Source organism: Kocuria oceani, from assembly GCF_029524215.1.
GTDB classification, from domain to species: Bacteria; Actinomycetota; Actinomycetes; order Actinomycetales; family Micrococcaceae; genus Kocuria; species Kocuria oceani.
Genome location: NZ_JARAMH010000003.1, coordinates 189892 through 204465, shown reverse-complemented (window position 1 = coordinate 204465; position 14574 = coordinate 189892). Strand labels below are relative to the sequence as shown.

Here is a 14574-nt window from a genome sequence, read left to right as displayed (position 1 = left end):
CGGGTCCGGGACGGGCTCACATGCGCTGGTACTTCGCGCGGACCACCAGGTACAGCCCGTAGCAGATCAGCCCCACCGCCACGGCCCCGAGGAGCCACGTGCCGAACGGCTGCCCCTGCAGGGACTTGAGGGCGCCGTCCAGGCCGGTCGCCTCCTCGGGGTCGTGCTGCAGGGTGGCCACCACGAAGAGCGCACCCAGCACCGCCAGGGCCACCCCCTTCGCCACGTAGCCGGCCACCCCCAGCGCGACCACCGCCGAGCCGGTCCCGCCCGGGGGCAGGCCCTTGAGCGTCTGCGTGAACGTGCGGGTCACGCCGCGGTAGACGAAGTAGCCGCCGGCGACGACCAGCCCCAGCCCCACGGCCATGAGCAGCACGGTGCCGGCCGGATGGGCCATCAGCCGGGCGCTGATCGACTGCGTGGACCGGCTGCTGTCGCTCGACCCGCCCAGGGCGTAGGTGCCGAAGACCGCGCCGATCGCGCCGTAGACCACGGCCTGGCCCCCGCTCTTGAGCCGGTGCTTGAGCTTCTCCCGGTCCGAGCGCTGCGTCGCGCCGAAGACGGCCTCGCTGAGCAGGAACACCGCCAGGGCCGCGCAGCCCAGGAAGCACGCCCACAGCAGCACGGTGCCGCCCGGGGTGCCGGCGAGCGCGGCCACGGCCCCCGACTGGTCCGCCGACCCGGACCCGCCACGGGCCACCCGGAGGGCGATCACCCCGATCATCGCGTGCAGCAGGCCCGCGGCCACGAAGCCGGCCCGGGCCGCGAGGACGAACCCGCGCGAATCCGTGGCATCGTCGGCGGCATCGGCCGCCCTGGTCGCCCGGCGTCCGAGCTCGCCCATGGTCCCTCCTGAGGATAGGGCTTCATGGTGCGCCCCGCGGCGGCTCCTGTCCACGCCGCCCTTCGACGGACACCGGGCAGCCGGCGTGCCGGGCGCCCGCGCCGGATGCCTGCGCGGACACTCGCCACGGACGACGCACGACCGACGATTCCTTGACGGATTAGTTAATACTCTTTACTTTTAGGGCGTCCGATCCGCTCCTCCCCCACCCCTCCGCCGCCTCAGCCGCTCCCGGGCACCGATTCCGGCCGGGCTGCGCCCCTCGCCGGCGGTGACGCCTCCACCCGCTGTGACGCCTCCGAAAGGATTTCCCCATGACTCCGCCGTCCGCACCCTCCCCCCGGTCCTCCCCCGCCGCGCGCCGCCTCGTGGCCGGGGCCGCGGCCCTGGCCACCGTGGTCTCCGCCGGCCTGGTCACCGCCCTGCCCGCTCGCGCCGACCAGGCGACCCCCGCCGTCGTGGACTCGACGGTCCACGACGGCCGGTACCTCAGCCTCACGTTCGACGACGGACCGGACCCGGTCAGCACGCCGGCGCTGCTCGCCGTGCTGAAGAAGCACCACGTCAAGGCGACCTTCTGCCTGTGGGGCGAGCACGTGCAGCAGCACCCCGAGGTGGTCCGCCAGATCGCCGCCGACGGGCACCGGCTGTGCAACCACACCATGCACCACGACGACATGGCCGACTGGGACGCGGACGCGATCCGCCAGGACCTCGAGCAGACCAGCGCGGCCATCCGCGCCGCCGTGCTGGGAGCGCGCATCGACTACTTCCGGGCGCCCTACGGCAGCTGGGGACGGACGCCCGAGGTCGCGGCCGAGCTGGGGATGCAGCTGCTGGGCTGGCGGCTCACGATCGGCGACTGGGCACCTCCGGGCACGGCCGAGCTGGTGCGCCGCATCGAGGAGGGCGTCACGCCCGGGGCCGTGGTCCTGCTGCACGACGGCGGCGGCGACCGGAGCCGGACCGTCGAGGCCGTGGACCAGGTGATCCCCCGGCTCCAGGCCGAGGGCTGGCGCTTCGACAAGCCCGCCCGGCGGGGTTAGGCCCGCCGGGCGGTCGGTCCGTCCGCAGGCGCCCGGACCCCCGGCTCCACGTCGTCCGGGCGCCGCCCCCGGCGCTCTGACGACGGCCGGTGCCGCTCACGGCGCCGCTCGACCGGCACCGATCGGCCGGCACCGGGCGCGATGGGGCGCGGTGTCCGGGCGCCGTCTACTGCTGGAAGGCGGCGTCGAAGGCGGCGCCGGCGGGACCGAAGTCGAAGCGCTTCAGGAAGGCGAGTGCCTCGGGCGCGCCCTGGAGGCGGTCCATCCCGGCGTCCTCCCACTCCACGGAGATGGGCCCGTCGTAGCCGATCGCGGTGAGGGCCCGGAAGCTGTCCTCCCAGGGCACGTCGCCGCGCCCCGTGGAGACGAAGTCCCAGCCCCGGCGGGGGTCTCCCCAGGGCAGGTGCGAGGACAGGATGCCGTTGCGCCCGCCGCCCATCCGCATCTTCGTGTCCTTGCAGTCCACGTGGTAGATGCGCTCGGCGAAGTCGGAGATGAAGGCGACCGGGTCGATCTGCTGCCACAGGAAGTGGCTGGGGTCCCAGTTCAGCCCGAAGGCCTCACGGTGCCCGACGGCCTCCAGCGCCCGGTGGGTGGACCAGTAGTCGTAGGCGATCTCGGACGGGTGCACCTCGTGGGCGAAGCGCACGCCGCACTCGTCGAAGACGTCGAGGATGGGGTTCCACCGGTCCGCGAAGTCCTGGTAGCCGGCGTCGATCACGTCCTGGGAGACCGGGGGGAACATCGCGACGTACTGCCAGATGGAGGACCCGGTGAAGCCGACCACCGTGTCCACGCCGAGCCGGCGCGCCAGCCGCGCCGTCAGCTGCATCTCCTCGGCCGCGCGGGCGCGCACCCCCTCGGGGTCGCCGTCGCCCCAGACCCGGGGTCCCACGATGGCCCGGTGCCGGAAGTCGATGGGGTCGTCGCAGACGGCCTGTCCCTTGAGGTGGTTGGAGATGGCCCAGACTCCCAGCCCGTGGCGTTCCAGGATCGCCAGCCGGTCCTGGACGTACGCGTCGTCGTCCCACCGCCAGGCGTCGAGGTGTTCCCCGGACACGGCGATCTCCAGGCCGTCGTAGCCCCAGCCGGCGGCGAGCTCGGCGACCTGCTCGAGCGGGAGGTCGGCCCACTGGCCGGTGAACAGGGTGTAGCGGTGTCCCATGGCAGTCCTCGGTGTCGTGGAGAGGCGGTCTCCGGTGGATCGGGCGGCGGTGGTGGGTCGGTGGTGGTGGGTCGGGGGTCAGAGCCGGACGGTGGCGCCGTCCCGCGCCGCGCTGTCCGTCACGGCGTGGAGCACCCGCTGCACGGCCAGCCCGTCGTCGAAGTCGGGCGCGGCCGGGACCCCCGTGTCGATGGCGTGCAGGAAGTCGGCGGCCTGGCTGGTGAACGTGTGGTCCCAGCCGAGGGTGTGCCCGGGCGGCCACCACGCCCCGATGTAGGGGTGGGAGTCCTCGGTGACGAGGATCCGGCCGTAGCCCTGGACGTCTCCCGGGACGGTGGTGTCGAAGAACTGCAGCTCGTTGAGCCGTTCCAGGTCGAAGCGCAGGCCCCCGCGCGAGCCGTAGACCTCGATCTGGAGGGCGTTCTTGCGGCCGGTGGCGCAGCGGGAGACCTCCAGGCTGACCACCGCCCCGGAGGCGGTGCGCAGGGTGGCCCAGGCGGCGTCGTCGACCGTGACGCGCTCGGTCCCGTCCGGGCCCTCGCGGGTCGCCACGAACGTGTCGGTCGTCCCGGAGACGGACGTGACCGGGGAGCCCAGGAGGAAGCGCACCTGGTCGACGGCGTGCGAGGCGAGGTCCCCGAGGGCCCCGGACCCCGCGGTCTCCCGCCGGAGACGCCAGGTCATGGGCGCGCGCTCGTCGGCGAGCCAGTCCTGCAGGTAGCTGGCCCGCACCTGCCGGACCTCGCCCACCCGGCCGTCGGCGATCATCGTGCGCGCCAGTGCCAGTGCCGGGACCCGGCGGTAGTTGAAGCCCACCATGGCGTGCACCCCGCGGGCCCGGGCGGCGGCCGCGGCGGCCGCCATGCGCTCGGCCTCGGCCACCGTGTTGGCCAGCGGCTTCTCCACGAGCACGTGCTTGCCGGCGTCGAGGGCGGCCACGGCCATGTCGGCGTGCAGGTGGCCGGGGGTGCAGATGTCGACGACGTCGACGTCGGGCCGCTCCAGCACCGACCGCCAGTCCGTGCCGCTGTCCTCCCACCCGTACCGCTGCGCGGCCGCGGCAACGTGCCCGGCGTCCCGGCCGACCAGCACCCGCTGCGCGACGCGCGGCACGGGATAGAAGGCGTTGACGTTGCGCCACGCGTTGGAGTGGGCCTTGCCCATGAAGGAGTAGCCGAGCACGGCCACGCCCAGGACGGCCGGTGCGGGATCCCGGTCGGTGCGGGCGGCCGGCTCGGGTGCGGGGCTGGTCATGGGTGTCCTCCTCGGGTCCGGTCACGGGCGGCGCGCAGGAACGCCAGGCCCTGCTCCGCGAGCTGGTCCTGGGTCGGGGCCAGTGCCCGCCAGACCGCGGCGGCGGTGGCGATGCTGGCGTTGTGCGCGGTGAAGCTCTCGATGTTCAGGGCGCCGGTGTAGCCGACGGCGTCCAGGGCGTCGAAGATGCCCGTCCAGTCGGTCTGGTCCCCGCCGGGGGCTCCGCGGTCGTTGCCGCAGACCTGCAGGTGCACCAGGTGCTCCCCGGCCGCGCGGACGGCCTGGGCGGAGGAGCGTTCCTCGAGGTGCAGGTGGTAGGTGTCCAGGGCCAGGCCCACGCCGTGCCCGAGCAGCGGGCCGAGGGCCTCGAGGGCCTGTGCGGTGGTGTTGAGCAGCGAGGTCTCGTACCGGTTGAGCGGTTCGATGCCCAGGACCACACCGGCGGCCTCGGCCTCCGCGGCGAGCGGGGCCAGGTTGCGGCGCAGCTGCGCGTAGGCCTGCTCCCGTTCCGCGGCGTCCATCCGCCACAGCCGTCCCGTGTGGGAGTAGAACGGGCCGCACACCGCGGGGGCGCCGACGTCGTGGGCCAGCTGGATGCAGGCGCTGAGGTAGCGCTGGGTCCGCAGCACCACGTCGTCGTCGGCCAGCACCAGCTCCCGCCCGGGGGCCATGGCGCCCACGATCCACGGCCGCAGCCCGGCGAGCGCCTCCCGCACCGTCCCGGCGGTGAAGTCGCCCTCGTGCTCCAGGGGCAGCTCGACGGCCTCGAAGCCCAGGCCCGCGATCTTCGCCAGGAGCGGGGGCAGGTTCGCGTCGGTCAGCGGGGACTCCCACACCCAGGTGTTGACGCCGATCGGGCGGTGCATGGGCGGCTCTCCTTCCAGTGCGGTGTGGTGGGTGGGCGCCCCGCCCGCCGCCGGAGGGCCCGGGGGCCTCCGGCGGCGGACGGGGCGGCCGTCGCGCGGCTAAGGGGGTGATCCGGTCCCGCCACACCTCGGGGTAGCCCGGCAGGTCCTCGCCGCCGAACTTGGCGTAGTGGCCGTCCGGCATCCCCTCGTTGTCGGCCAGGAAGCCGGCCCGCTGGTCCTCGGTGATGGGCTCCTGCGGCAGGACCCACTCGGCGGGCACCTCCTCGCCGGCGAAGATCTGCTCGAGGGCCAGCAGCGGGGTGCGCCACTGGAAGTTCGAGTACACCGGGGCGATGCCGGTCAGGCCGGTGTCCTCCCACTTGCGCAGGTAGCTCATCTCGTCCTCGCCGGTCATCACGGGGTAGTCCGCGCCGGCGTCCTCGAAGGCCTCGATGGCGGCGACGGCGCCGTCACCGGCGTCCATCCACACGCCCTGCACCTCGCCGGTGGCGAGCTCGTCGGAGATGATCTTCTTGATCTCGGTGGGGTCGGCCCCGGTGAAGTAGTCCGTGGCCTCGATCCCGTTCTCCTCGAAGATCTTCTCGGCGGCCGCCCAGCGCTGCTCCAGCACGTCGACACCCGGCAGGATGCGCAGCGCCACGACCTTGTCGCCCTCCTGGAGGTTGTCCACCAGGAAGTTCGCCGAGTCGATGCCCCAGGCGAAGCCGCCGATCGGGTGGATGAAGGTCGTGGCGCAGTCGGTCTCCACCCCGCGGTCGAAGACCACCACCGGTTTGCCGGTCTCGCAGGCGCGCTCGACCGCCGGGGTGAGGGCGGCGGTCGAGTTGGGCGAGATGATGAACGCGTCGCAGCCGCCCTCGGCGATGAAGTAGTCGATGTCGGCGATCTGCGTGTTGTCGTCGTCCTGCGCGTCGCGGGTCTCCATCTCCGCGATCACCCCGGACTCCTGGAGCACCTTCAGCTGCTCGTTCATGGTGATCCAGCCGGTCTGGCGCCACGGGTTGGAGATGGAGGCGTTGGAGAAGCAGACCTTCTGCGGCCCCTCCGCGGCGTACTCCGCGGTCGGGGTCATCTCCCCCTCGATGTACTGCCTCCAGGGCTGCTCGGGATCGCCCTGGAAGTCGGCCGACCGCTGTGCGGACTGCTCGTCGTACTCGGCCTGGTCGAACCACTCGTCACCGCCTTCCGGGGCCGGCGTCGCGGCCGCCTGCTCGGCGCCCTCGGCGCCCTCGGTGGCCGGTGGGTTCTCGATCGATGAATCGGTGGTGCAGGCGGTCAGCCCCAGCAGCGCTGCCGCTGCCACCACGGTGACCTGTGACTGGATGCTTCGGCGCATCATGTTCCTTCCTCGTCGGTGCCCGGGGCGGGCTGTGCTGCGATGGCACGCTGTGGATCACGGGCCGGGTCCGCGCGGCCGCGCCGACGGCGCTGCCACGTCCGGGTGCCCGCGGCGACCGCGACGATGATGATCACGCCCTGCACCGTGTCCCGCCACGTGGACTGGACGCCCAGGAAGTTCAGGAGCGCGAAGAGGGTCTCGAGGGCGAAGGCCCCGGCGGCCGCGGACAGGACCCAGCCGCGCCCGCCGCCCAGGACGACCCCGCCGAGGACCACGGCGGTGATGGCCGTGAACTCGTATCCCCGCCCCACGGAGGGGTGCACACCGGCGTAGCCCACCAGGATGATCCCGGCGACGGTCGCGGACAGGGAGGAGAGCATGAACGCCCGGGTCCGCACCCACCAGACCCGGGCCCCGGTCAGCGCCGCGGCCCGCGGGTTGTCGCCCACGGCGATGAGCGTCCGGCCGTAGGGGCGGCGCATGAGCCAGAAGGCCGCGGCGGCGATCACCGTCACCAGGACCACCGGATAGGGCAGGACCTCCAGGACCGGGACGTCCTCGATGCCCCCGCGGCCGATCTGCCGGAAGCTGTCCGCGGGGTTGCCCGTGGCGGCGCCGCCGGTCCAGTAGAGCACCAGCCCCAGCAGGGCGAGCATGGTGCCGAGGGTCACGATGAAGCTCGGCACCTTCAGGAGCGTGGAGACCAGGCCGTTGACCAGTCCCACCAGGGCGCCGAGGACGAGCATGAGCACCAGGACGGGCACCACCCGGCTGTCGTCCTGGCCGATGAGGTTGCCGGCCACGAACACCTGGGCGGTGACCACCGACCCCATGGACAGGTCGAACTCCCCGGAGACGATCACGAAGTACTGGCCGATGGCGGCGATGGCGATCGGCGCCGTGCGGCCGACGAAACGGATCAGCGAACCCGGTTCCCCGAAGGACGGGTTGACTGCGATCGCCGCGGCGAGCAGGAGCAGCAGGAGCACGAAGACCGCTCCCCCGGGCGTCCGCAGGGCGCGCAGCACGCGCTCGTGCCGGGGTGCGCGGTTCTGCTGCAGGACGGCGGCCCGATCCGTGACGGCGGCGCTCATGCCGGGACCTCCTGTCCGCCGCGGGCGTGCTGGTGCTCGTCGAAGCGGGGGGTCCGGCGGGCCACCCTGCGCCGGGCGTACACGGCGACGGCGACCACGATGACGATCCCGCGGACGACGTCCTTGAGGAACGGGTTGATCTGCATGACGCTCATGATGTTGTCGATCATCGCGAAGATCAGCACGCCGCCCAGCGTCCCGACCAGCGAGCCCTTGCCGCCCGAGAGCAGCGTCCCGCCGAGGACGACGGCGGCGATCGAGAGCAGGTCGTAGCCGCCCTGGGATCCGATCGTCGGGCTGCCCACCCCGAGCCGCGCCGCCAGCAGCAGTCCCGCCAGGCCGGCCATCGTGGAGCAGATGACGTGGGCGGCGACGATCGGGGTGCCGGTCTGGATCCCCGACATCCGGGCGACCCGGATGTCCCCGCCGACGGCGTACATGTGGTGGCCCAGGCGAGTGCGCGTGAGCATCAGCAGGACGACGGCGGCGCAGGCCAGCATGATCAGCGTGGAGACCGGGACGGGCCCGATGCCGGTGGCGCCGACCAGCCGGAAGGCCACGGGGGCCTGTCCCGAGCTGCCCTTGTAGTTGGTGGCGAGGTAGCCGCTGACGATCAGTCCGGTGCCCAGCGTGGCGATGAACCCGTGGACCTTCAGCCCGGACACGACCAGTCCGTTGACCAGGCCGATGCCCGCCGAGACGAGCAGTGCCACGGCCACGCCGAGCAGGATGTTGCCGGGCTGCCCGGCCATGATCCCGGCCGAGAGCAGGCTGGCGAGGCTGATGACGTAGGGGACGGACAGGTCGAGGCTGCCCACCAGGATCACGAGCGTCTGGCCGATCGCGATGAACCCCAGGACGCTGGTCCCGGTGAGGATCGCCGAGACGTTGCCCGCGCTGACGAAGCTGCGCCCGGCGGCGCCGACCAGCACCGTGCCGGCGAGGAAGGTCAGCAGCACCACGAGGTAGACGATGTGGGTGGACGTGAGCCGGGAGAACGCGGTCATGGTGTGGCCCCCTCCGTCCGGGCGCCGGTGGCCAGCTGGAGCACTTGTTCCTCCGTGGAGTCGGGCGGGAGCTCACCGGCGATCCGGCCGTCCCGCATGACGAGGATGCGCCCGGACATGCCCAGCACCTCCGGCAGCTCGCTGGAGACCATGAGGATGGCCCTGCCCTCGGCGGCGAGCCGGCGCATGAGGTGGTAGACGGCGATCTTGGCGCCCACGTCGATCCCGCGCGTGGGCTCGTCGAGGAGCACGACGCGGGGGTCCACGGCCAGCCACTTGGCCAGCACCACCTTCTGCTGGTTGCCGCCCGAGAGGTACTGGACCTCCTGGTCCAGGTCCCGGGCCACGACCTCGAGGGAGGACAGCACCCCGGGGGCGGCCCTCCTGGCCTCGGCGGTCCGCCGCGGGAAGACGGAGCGGATGACGCCCAGGACGTTGTCCAGGACCGACTGGTCGAGGCTCAGCCCCTGGGACTTGCGGTCCTCCGTGATCAGCGCGATCCGCTGCCGGACGGCCTGGCGGGGCGAGGAGGCGGTGTACGGCCGCCCGTCCAGCTCCATCCGCCCCCGGGTGAAGGGGTGCACGCCGAAGACGGCCTCCACCAGTTCCGTGCGCCCGGACCCCTGCAGCCCGGCGACCCCCACGATCTCCCCCGCCCGCAGGGTCAGGTCGATGGCGTCGAGCTGGTCGTTGCCGCCGTCGTCGACCCTCAGGAGCACCCGGCCCCTGTCCGTGCCGGGCTCCTCGTCCGGGAAGTAGGCGGAGATCGGCCGGCCGACCATCATGCGCACCAGGGAGGCGTCGTCCATGGCGGAGGCCGGCTCGGTGCCCACGACGCGGCCGTCCTTGAGGACCGTGATGGTGTCGCAGAGGTCGAAGATCTCCCGCAGCCGGTGGGACACGTAGAGGATCGCGGTGCCGCGCGCCCGGAGCCGGCGGATGATCCCGTACAGCAGCTCCACCTCCGGGCCCGCGAGCGCCGCGGTCGGCTCGTCCATGGAGATGATGCGGGCGTCGTAGCTGATGGCCTTGGCGATCTCCACGATCTGCTGCTGCGCCACCGACAGCGAGCTCACCGTGGTGGTGGGCCGGATGCTGGTGACGCCCAGGTCCTCGAGCAGCTCGCCGGTCCGCGCGTTCATGGCCCGCCTGTCGACCAGCAGACCGCTGCGCGGCTCGCGGCCGAGGAACACGTTCTCCGCGACCGTGCGGTCGGGCAGCAGGTTGAACTCCTGGAACACTGTCGACAGCCCGGCCGCGTGCGCCTGTGTCGGGTGGTGGAACTCCACAGGAATGCCGTCGATCTCCACGGTGCCCGCGTCCCGCTCGTGGACCCCGGCGAGGACCTTCATCAGGGTCGACTTCCCGGCGCCGTTCTCGCCCACCAGGCCGTGCACCTCGCCGGCGTACAGCTGCAGCCCCGCGTCCTGGAGCACCGGCACCCCGAAGAAGGACTTCGACAGGCCGGTGACCCGCAGCACCGGGGAGCTCGCACGCTCATTCATGCGGTCACTGTGACATGCACCACGAACTTCTGTCGACAGTCCGGCAAAAGTTGGTTTGTGTGCATGCGATTGTGACGCGCTTGACCCCCCTAAGGGGCCGTGCTCTACTGACAAAGTGCTGAAGAGTCCACCGCAGACGCCCTCATCGCGGCCGGCGGCCTCGCCCGCTCCCGGGGCGAGCGAGGTCTTCCAGCTGCTGCGCGACGGCCGCCCGAGGACGCGGGCGGAGCTGGCCCGCCTGACCGGGCTGGCGCGCTCCACCGTGGCGTCGCGCGTGGACACCCTCATGGCGCTGGGCCTCGTCACCCCCGACGGAGGAGCCGCCTCGACCGGCGGCCGCCCGCCGTCGCTGTTCGCCCTCAATCCCGGCGCCCGGGTGGTGGTCGGCGCGGACTTCGGCGCCACGCACGCCCGGGTGATCCTGGCGGACCTCTCCGGCCGGGAGCTCGCCGAGGAGCGCCAGGCACTGGCGATCGACGAGGGACCCGACGCGGTCCTGGGCTGGCTCGTGCGCACGGTCGCCCTGCTGCTCGAGCGCGGGAACCGTCCGGTCTCGGAGCTCGCCGCCATCGGCATCGGGCTGCCCGGGCCCGTCGAGCACCGCACGGGGCGGCCGATCAATCCCCCGATCATGCCCGGCTGGGACCGCGCCGACGTCCCCGCCCTCGTGCAGACCCGGTACGACGTGCCCGTGCTGGTCGACAACGACGTCAACATCATGGCCCTGGGCGAGCGGAGCTTCTTCTGGCCCGAGACCACCGAGCTGATGTTCGTCAAGGTGGCCACGGGCATCGGCGCCGGGATCATCTCCGGCGGGGCGCTGCAGCGCGGGGCCCAGGGGACCGCCGGGGACCTCGGCCACGTCCGCGTGCCGCGCGGCGGCGAGGTCCTCTGCCGCTGCGGCAACATCGGCTGCCTCGAGGCGCTGGCCGGGGCGCCCGCGCTGGTGGCGGCGCTCAACGCGCAGTCCGCCGGTGAGCTCGGCACCAGCCAGGACGTGGTCGACCTCGTCCGCTCCGGCGACGCCCGGGCCGTCCAGGCGATCCGTCAGGCCGGCCGGGACATCGGTGACGTCCTGGCCACCTGCGTGAACCTCATCAACCCGTCCGTGATCGTGATCGGCGGCAGCCTCGCCCAGGCCGGTGAGCACCTGCTGGCCGGGATCCGCGAGGTCGTCTACCGGCGGTCCCTGCCCCTGGCCACGGAGCACCTGCGGGTCGCGCCCTCGGTCGCCGGGGACCGGGCCGGGGTGATGGGGGCGACCGTGATGGCCGTCGACCACGTGCTGTCCCCCGAGTCCATCGAGGCCGCCTGCGCCACCCTGACCACGGCCTGAGGACCTCCGCCCTCGGTCTCCCCGCCCCGTTCTGCACGAATATCGTCCGACGACCTGGCGGAACGGGTGCACGGACTAGTTCCCCGTCGCGCTCGGCACTCATCGCTGTCACGAGCGGCCGGCGCGCGCAGAACGGGCGGGCGCCTCCGTGAGGCGCCCGCCCGTTCTGCGGTGCATGCGGTTCAGTTGCGTGCGCTGCCGGTGTTCGTGCCCTCTCCGGAGTCGTCGCGGTGGTAGAGGTACTCGTTGCCGTGCTGGTCCTTCTCCACGTAGAAGTGCTCCTGCACCTCCTGGTACCACTGCTCGGCGGCCTCGCTCATGTGCTGACCCTCCTGGCCCTGGGCGAGGCGGTCCCCCGGCCCGTAGACCCGCATCGCGATGGCATTGAGCCGGTCGAGGATGCGGTGCGGCTGCTCCCCGTCCCGTGCGGTGGCCTGCTTCTTCTTCACCATGGCGTCCCCCGATGCCGATGTGATGGTGGTCACCATTCTACCGCCGGCGCAGAAAGGGAGAGAGCGGCCCTCCGGCCGGAATCGCCGGTGGGCCGCCCTTCGTATTGCGCTCCGGAGGAGCTACTCGATGTCGCGGATCTTCTTGAGGGAGCCGGTCGTGGTGCGGTACTCCCGGACGTAGTCGGGCTGCTCCGGGTGGTCGATGCTCGGGGCGTTCTCCGGCTCCGAGCCGTGCACGTAGTCCGGCGCCACCACGAACTCCTCGTCCACCGCGCCGTCACTGCTGCGGCGGTGGAACTCCTCCGGGGGCAGCACCCGCCGCCACTGGCGGGTGGGCAGGACGCCGATCTCGCCGGCGTCCTCGCGCAGGGCCCTCAGGAGCGAATATATCATCAGGTAGCCCAGCACGAAGAAGGGCAGGCCGATGAGGATGGCCACGTTCTGCAGGGCCGCCAGTCCCGTGGTGCCGGTGGCGGTCAGCAGGATCGCGGCGATCAGGCCGATGGCCACGACCCAGAACACCCGCTGGTGGACCGGGGCCTCCTCCTCGTGGCCGCTGCCCATGGTGTCCATGACCAGGGCGGCGGAGTCGATCGAGGTGATGAAGAACAGCACGACGATGAGCACGCCCACCGCGGAGGTCACCGTGGAGAACGGGAAGTTCTCCAGGAAGACGAACATCGCCCCGGGGATGTCGCCCTCGTCGACGACGGCCTCGACCAGTCCCCCGCCCCCGTTGAGCTCGATGTTGAACACGCCCATGCCGAAGATCCCGAACCAGATCACCGAGAACAGGGTGGGGAACGCGAGCACGCCGGAGACGAACTGGCGGATGGTGCGGCCCCGGGAGATGCGGGCGATGAAGATACCCACGAACGGTGACCACGTGATGGTCCACGCCCAGTAGAAGACGGTCCAGCCGCTCTGCCACCCGGTGTCCGCGAGCGTGTCGTTCCAGAAGGCGAGCGCCGGGAGCATCGAGAGGTAGGTGCCGGCGGACTCGACCATGCCCCGGAGCATCATCACGGTGGGCCCCGAGACGAGGATGAAGACGAGCAGGCCGATCGCGATGAGGATGTTGGTGTTCGACAGCCGCTTGATGCCCCGGTCCAGGCCCAGGGCCACGGACACGGAGGCCACCAGGCTCACGGCGGCGATGATGAGGATCTGGGAGAGGGCGGACTCGGAGATGCCGACGAGCCGGGCCAGGCCGCTGTTGATCTGCATGGTGCCCAGCCCGATGGAGACCGCGACGCCGAAGAGGGTGCCCACGATGGCGAGGATGTCGATGCCCCGGCCCACGGGGCCGTGGATGCGCTCGCCCAGCAGCGGCTGGAACATGGAGCTCACCCGCGGCGGCAGGTTGCGCTTGTACATGAAGTAGCCGAAGGCCAGGGCCGGGAGGGTGAAGATCGTCCAGGTGTGCAGTCCGAAGTGGTACAGCGTGAAGCCCATGGCCTCGGTCGCCGCCTCCATGGACTCGGGCTCCACCCCCTGCCGCGGCGGGTTCGCGAAGTGGTTGACCGGCTCGGCGACCGCCCAGAACATCAGGATCGTCCCGATCCCGGCGGCGAAGAGCATGGAGAACCAGGACAGGTTGGTGTGCTGGGGGCGTTCGTCGTCGGCCCCCAGACGCACCTGCCCGAAACGGCTGATCATCAGGTAGATGAGGAAGAGCAGGAAGACGGTCACCCCGAGGATGTAGAACCAGCCGAGCTGGTCCATGACCCAGGCGGAGCCCTGCGCGAAGAAGGCGTCCATCGCGTCGGTGAACACCAGGGTCAGGACCACGAAGGCGATGATGATCAGGGCGGAGCCGAAGAAGATGGCAGGACTGGTCCGCAGCCGCAGGGCATCGTGCAGTGAGTTGAGCATCGGAGAGCTTCCCCGGCCGCCGGCCACGTCGAGCGGACCGCCGCCGTGTCTGGACGACGTGCTTCGGTCGCCCTCGACCCTACCCGGACGTGACGCAGAGTTACAGGCGGCGGGGATGGGCCGGGGACGGCAGGCGGGGCTCGACGTGCCACTCCCACCAGGCGTCCACCCGGTCGAGCAGCCGCTGGACCGAGTCGTCGTTGGCCAGCACGGTGTCCGAGACCGCGGCCCGCTCCTCGTCCGTGGCCTGGGCCGCGATGCGCGCCCGGGCGTCCGTCTCCGTCATCGCACGGTCCTCGACCATCCGGCGCACCCGCTCCTCCACGGGGGCCTGCACGGTGAGCACGTGGTCGAAGCGCTCGTGCTGGCCGGTCTCCACCAGCAGCGGGATGTCCTCCACGAGCACCGCGTCCTCGCCGGCCGCGGCGGCCAGCCGTTCGGCCTCCGCCCGCACCAGCGGGTGGACGATCGCGTTGAGCCGCTGCCGGGCCTCCGGGTCCCCGAACACCAGGGCGCCCAGGGCGGCGCGGTCCAGCCGCCCGTCAGGGGTCAGCACCGAGGGTCCGAACTCCTCGACGATCCCCTCCAGGCCGGGCTGCCCGGGTTCCTGCAGGGCCCGGGCGATGGCGTCTGCGTCGATCACCGTGGCGCCGAGCTCCGTGAGCCGCCGGGAGACCGTCGACTTGCCCGAGGCGATCCCGCCCGTGAGTCCGATGGTCAGCATGCGGCCATGGTAGCCGCCGGGCGCGGACGGGAGCGCACGCCTCCCCGGCGGCCGCGACGGCGGT

At 72.2% G+C, this 14574-nt stretch carries 12 protein-coding genes and 1 pseudogene; 2 read left to right on the top strand and 11 right to left on the bottom strand.

Going from position 1 to position 14574, the window contains the following annotated elements; genetic code table 11:
- Positions 1 to 16: 16 nt before the first annotated feature.
- Positions 17 to 844, bottom strand: coding sequence for a DUF1206 domain-containing protein (locus PU704_RS04625; RefSeq protein ID WP_277550386.1), 828 nt, complete (start codon positions 842 to 844; stop codon positions 17 to 19).
- A gap of 314 nt (positions 845 to 1158) precedes the next feature.
- Here PU704_RS04625 and PU704_RS04620 point away from each other — a divergent pair, with 314 nt between their 5' ends.
- Positions 1159 to 1890, top strand: coding sequence for a polysaccharide deacetylase family protein (locus PU704_RS04620; protein ID WP_277550385.1), 732 nt, complete (start codon positions 1159 to 1161; stop codon positions 1888 to 1890).
- Between the two features lie 166 nt (positions 1891 to 2056).
- On the opposite strand, the gene PU704_RS04615 is transcribed toward PU704_RS04620, so the two are convergent.
- The 7 genes and pseudogenes from PU704_RS04615 to PU704_RS04585 all read right to left on the bottom strand — a co-directional run bounded on the left by PU704_RS04615 (position 2057) and on the right by PU704_RS04585 (position 10123).
- Positions 2057 to 3055: a sugar phosphate isomerase/epimerase family protein gene (locus PU704_RS04615; RefSeq protein WP_277550383.1), complete on the bottom strand. Its 999-nt coding sequence runs from the start codon at positions 3053 to 3055 to the stop codon at positions 2057 to 2059.
- Positions 3056 to 3133: 78 nt separating this feature from the next.
- On the bottom strand, positions 3134 to 4309 hold the full coding sequence (locus PU704_RS04610; RefSeq protein ID WP_277550382.1) for a Gfo/Idh/MocA family protein: 1176 nt from the start codon (positions 4307 to 4309) through the stop codon (positions 3134 to 3136).
- The gene (locus PU704_RS04605; protein ID WP_277550381.1) at positions 4306 to 5175 is read right to left on the bottom strand and encodes a sugar phosphate isomerase/epimerase family protein; all 870 of its coding nucleotides are present in this window, start codon (positions 5173 to 5175) and stop codon (positions 4306 to 4308) included. The genes PU704_RS04610 and PU704_RS04605 overlap by 4 nt, the downstream gene beginning before the upstream one ends.
- 103 nt (positions 5176 to 5278) lie before the next feature.
- Positions 5279 to 6514 (bottom strand): annotated as a pseudogene (locus PU704_RS04600) (substrate-binding domain-containing protein); the annotation flags it as partial.
- Positions 6514 to 7611 carry an ABC transporter permease gene (locus tag PU704_RS04595; protein WP_277550380.1) on the bottom strand — a complete coding sequence of 366 codons (1098 nt, stop codon included), beginning with the start codon at positions 7609 to 7611 and terminating at the stop codon, positions 6514 to 6516. The gene PU704_RS04595 and the pseudogene PU704_RS04600, both read right to left, overlap by 1 nt.
- Positions 7608 to 8618, bottom strand: a complete 1011-nt coding sequence (locus tag PU704_RS04590; RefSeq protein ID WP_075871816.1) for an ABC transporter permease — start codon at positions 8616 to 8618, stop codon at positions 7608 to 7610. Before PU704_RS04590 ends, PU704_RS04595 begins: the two co-directional genes overlap by 4 nt.
- Positions 8615 to 10123: a sugar ABC transporter ATP-binding protein gene (locus PU704_RS04585; protein ID WP_277550379.1), complete on the bottom strand. Its 1509-nt coding sequence runs from the start codon at positions 10121 to 10123 to the stop codon at positions 8615 to 8617. Before PU704_RS04585 ends, PU704_RS04590 begins: the two co-directional genes overlap by 4 nt.
- Positions 10124 to 10238: 115 nt before the next feature.
- Here PU704_RS04585 and PU704_RS04580 point away from each other — a divergent pair, with 115 nt between their 5' ends.
- The gene (locus PU704_RS04580) at positions 10239 to 11459 is read left to right on the top strand and encodes an ROK family transcriptional regulator (protein WP_277550378.1); all 1221 of its coding nucleotides are present in this window, start codon (positions 10239 to 10241) and stop codon (positions 11457 to 11459) included.
- A gap of 182 nt (positions 11460 to 11641) precedes the next feature.
- Here PU704_RS04580 and PU704_RS04575 read toward each other — a convergent pair whose 3' ends face one another.
- The 3 genes from PU704_RS04575 to coaE all read right to left on the bottom strand — a co-directional run bounded on the left by PU704_RS04575 (position 11642) and on the right by coaE (position 14510).
- On the bottom strand, positions 11642 to 11911 hold the full coding sequence (locus tag PU704_RS04575; protein ID WP_075871826.1) for a hypothetical protein: 270 nt from the start codon (positions 11909 to 11911) through the stop codon (positions 11642 to 11644).
- 120 nt (positions 11912 to 12031) lie between these two features.
- Positions 12032 to 13786, bottom strand: a complete 1755-nt coding sequence (locus PU704_RS04570; RefSeq protein WP_277550376.1) for a BCCT family transporter — start codon at positions 13784 to 13786, stop codon at positions 12032 to 12034.
- A 100-nt stretch (positions 13787 to 13886) separates the two neighbouring features.
- Positions 13887 to 14510, bottom strand: a complete 624-nt coding sequence (gene coaE, locus PU704_RS04565) for a dephospho-CoA kinase (RefSeq protein WP_277550375.1) — start codon at positions 14508 to 14510, stop codon at positions 13887 to 13889.
- Positions 14511 to 14574 lie beyond the last annotated feature (64 nt).

Coding starts and splice junctions, on each gene's coding strand:
- PU704_RS04625 (WP_277550386.1), bottom strand. CDS start 844: ATGGGCGAGCTCGGACGCCGGGCGACCAGGGCGGCCGATGCCGCCGAC.
- PU704_RS04620 (WP_277550385.1), top strand. CDS start 1,159: ATGACTCCGCCGTCCGCACCCTCCCCCCGGTCCTCCCCCGCCGCGCGC.
- PU704_RS04615 (WP_277550383.1), bottom strand. CDS start 3,055: ATGGGACACCGCTACACCCTGTTCACCGGCCAGTGGGCCGACCTCCCG.
- PU704_RS04610 (WP_277550382.1), bottom strand. CDS start 4,309: ATGACCAGCCCCGCACCCGAGCCGGCCGCCCGCACCGACCGGGATCCC.
- PU704_RS04605 (WP_277550381.1), bottom strand. CDS start 5,175: ATGCACCGCCCGATCGGCGTCAACACCTGGGTGTGGGAGTCCCCGCTG.
- PU704_RS04595 (WP_277550380.1), bottom strand. CDS start 7,611: ATGAGCGCCGCCGTCACGGATCGGGCCGCCGTCCTGCAGCAGAACCGC.
- PU704_RS04590 (WP_075871816.1), bottom strand. CDS start 8,618: ATGACCGCGTTCTCCCGGCTCACGTCCACCCACATCGTCTACCTCGTG.
- PU704_RS04585 (WP_277550379.1), bottom strand. CDS start 10,123: ATGAATGAGCGTGCGAGCTCCCCGGTGCTGCGGGTCACCGGCCTGTCG.
- PU704_RS04575 (WP_075871826.1), bottom strand. CDS start 11,911: ATGGTGAAGAAGAAGCAGGCCACCGCACGGGACGGGGAGCAGCCGCAC.
- PU704_RS04570 (WP_277550376.1), bottom strand. CDS start 13,786: ATGCTCAACTCACTGCACGATGCCCTGCGGCTGCGGACCAGTCCTGCC.
- coaE (WP_277550375.1), bottom strand. CDS start 14,510: ATGCTGACCATCGGACTCACGGGCGGGATCGCCTCGGGCAAGTCGACG.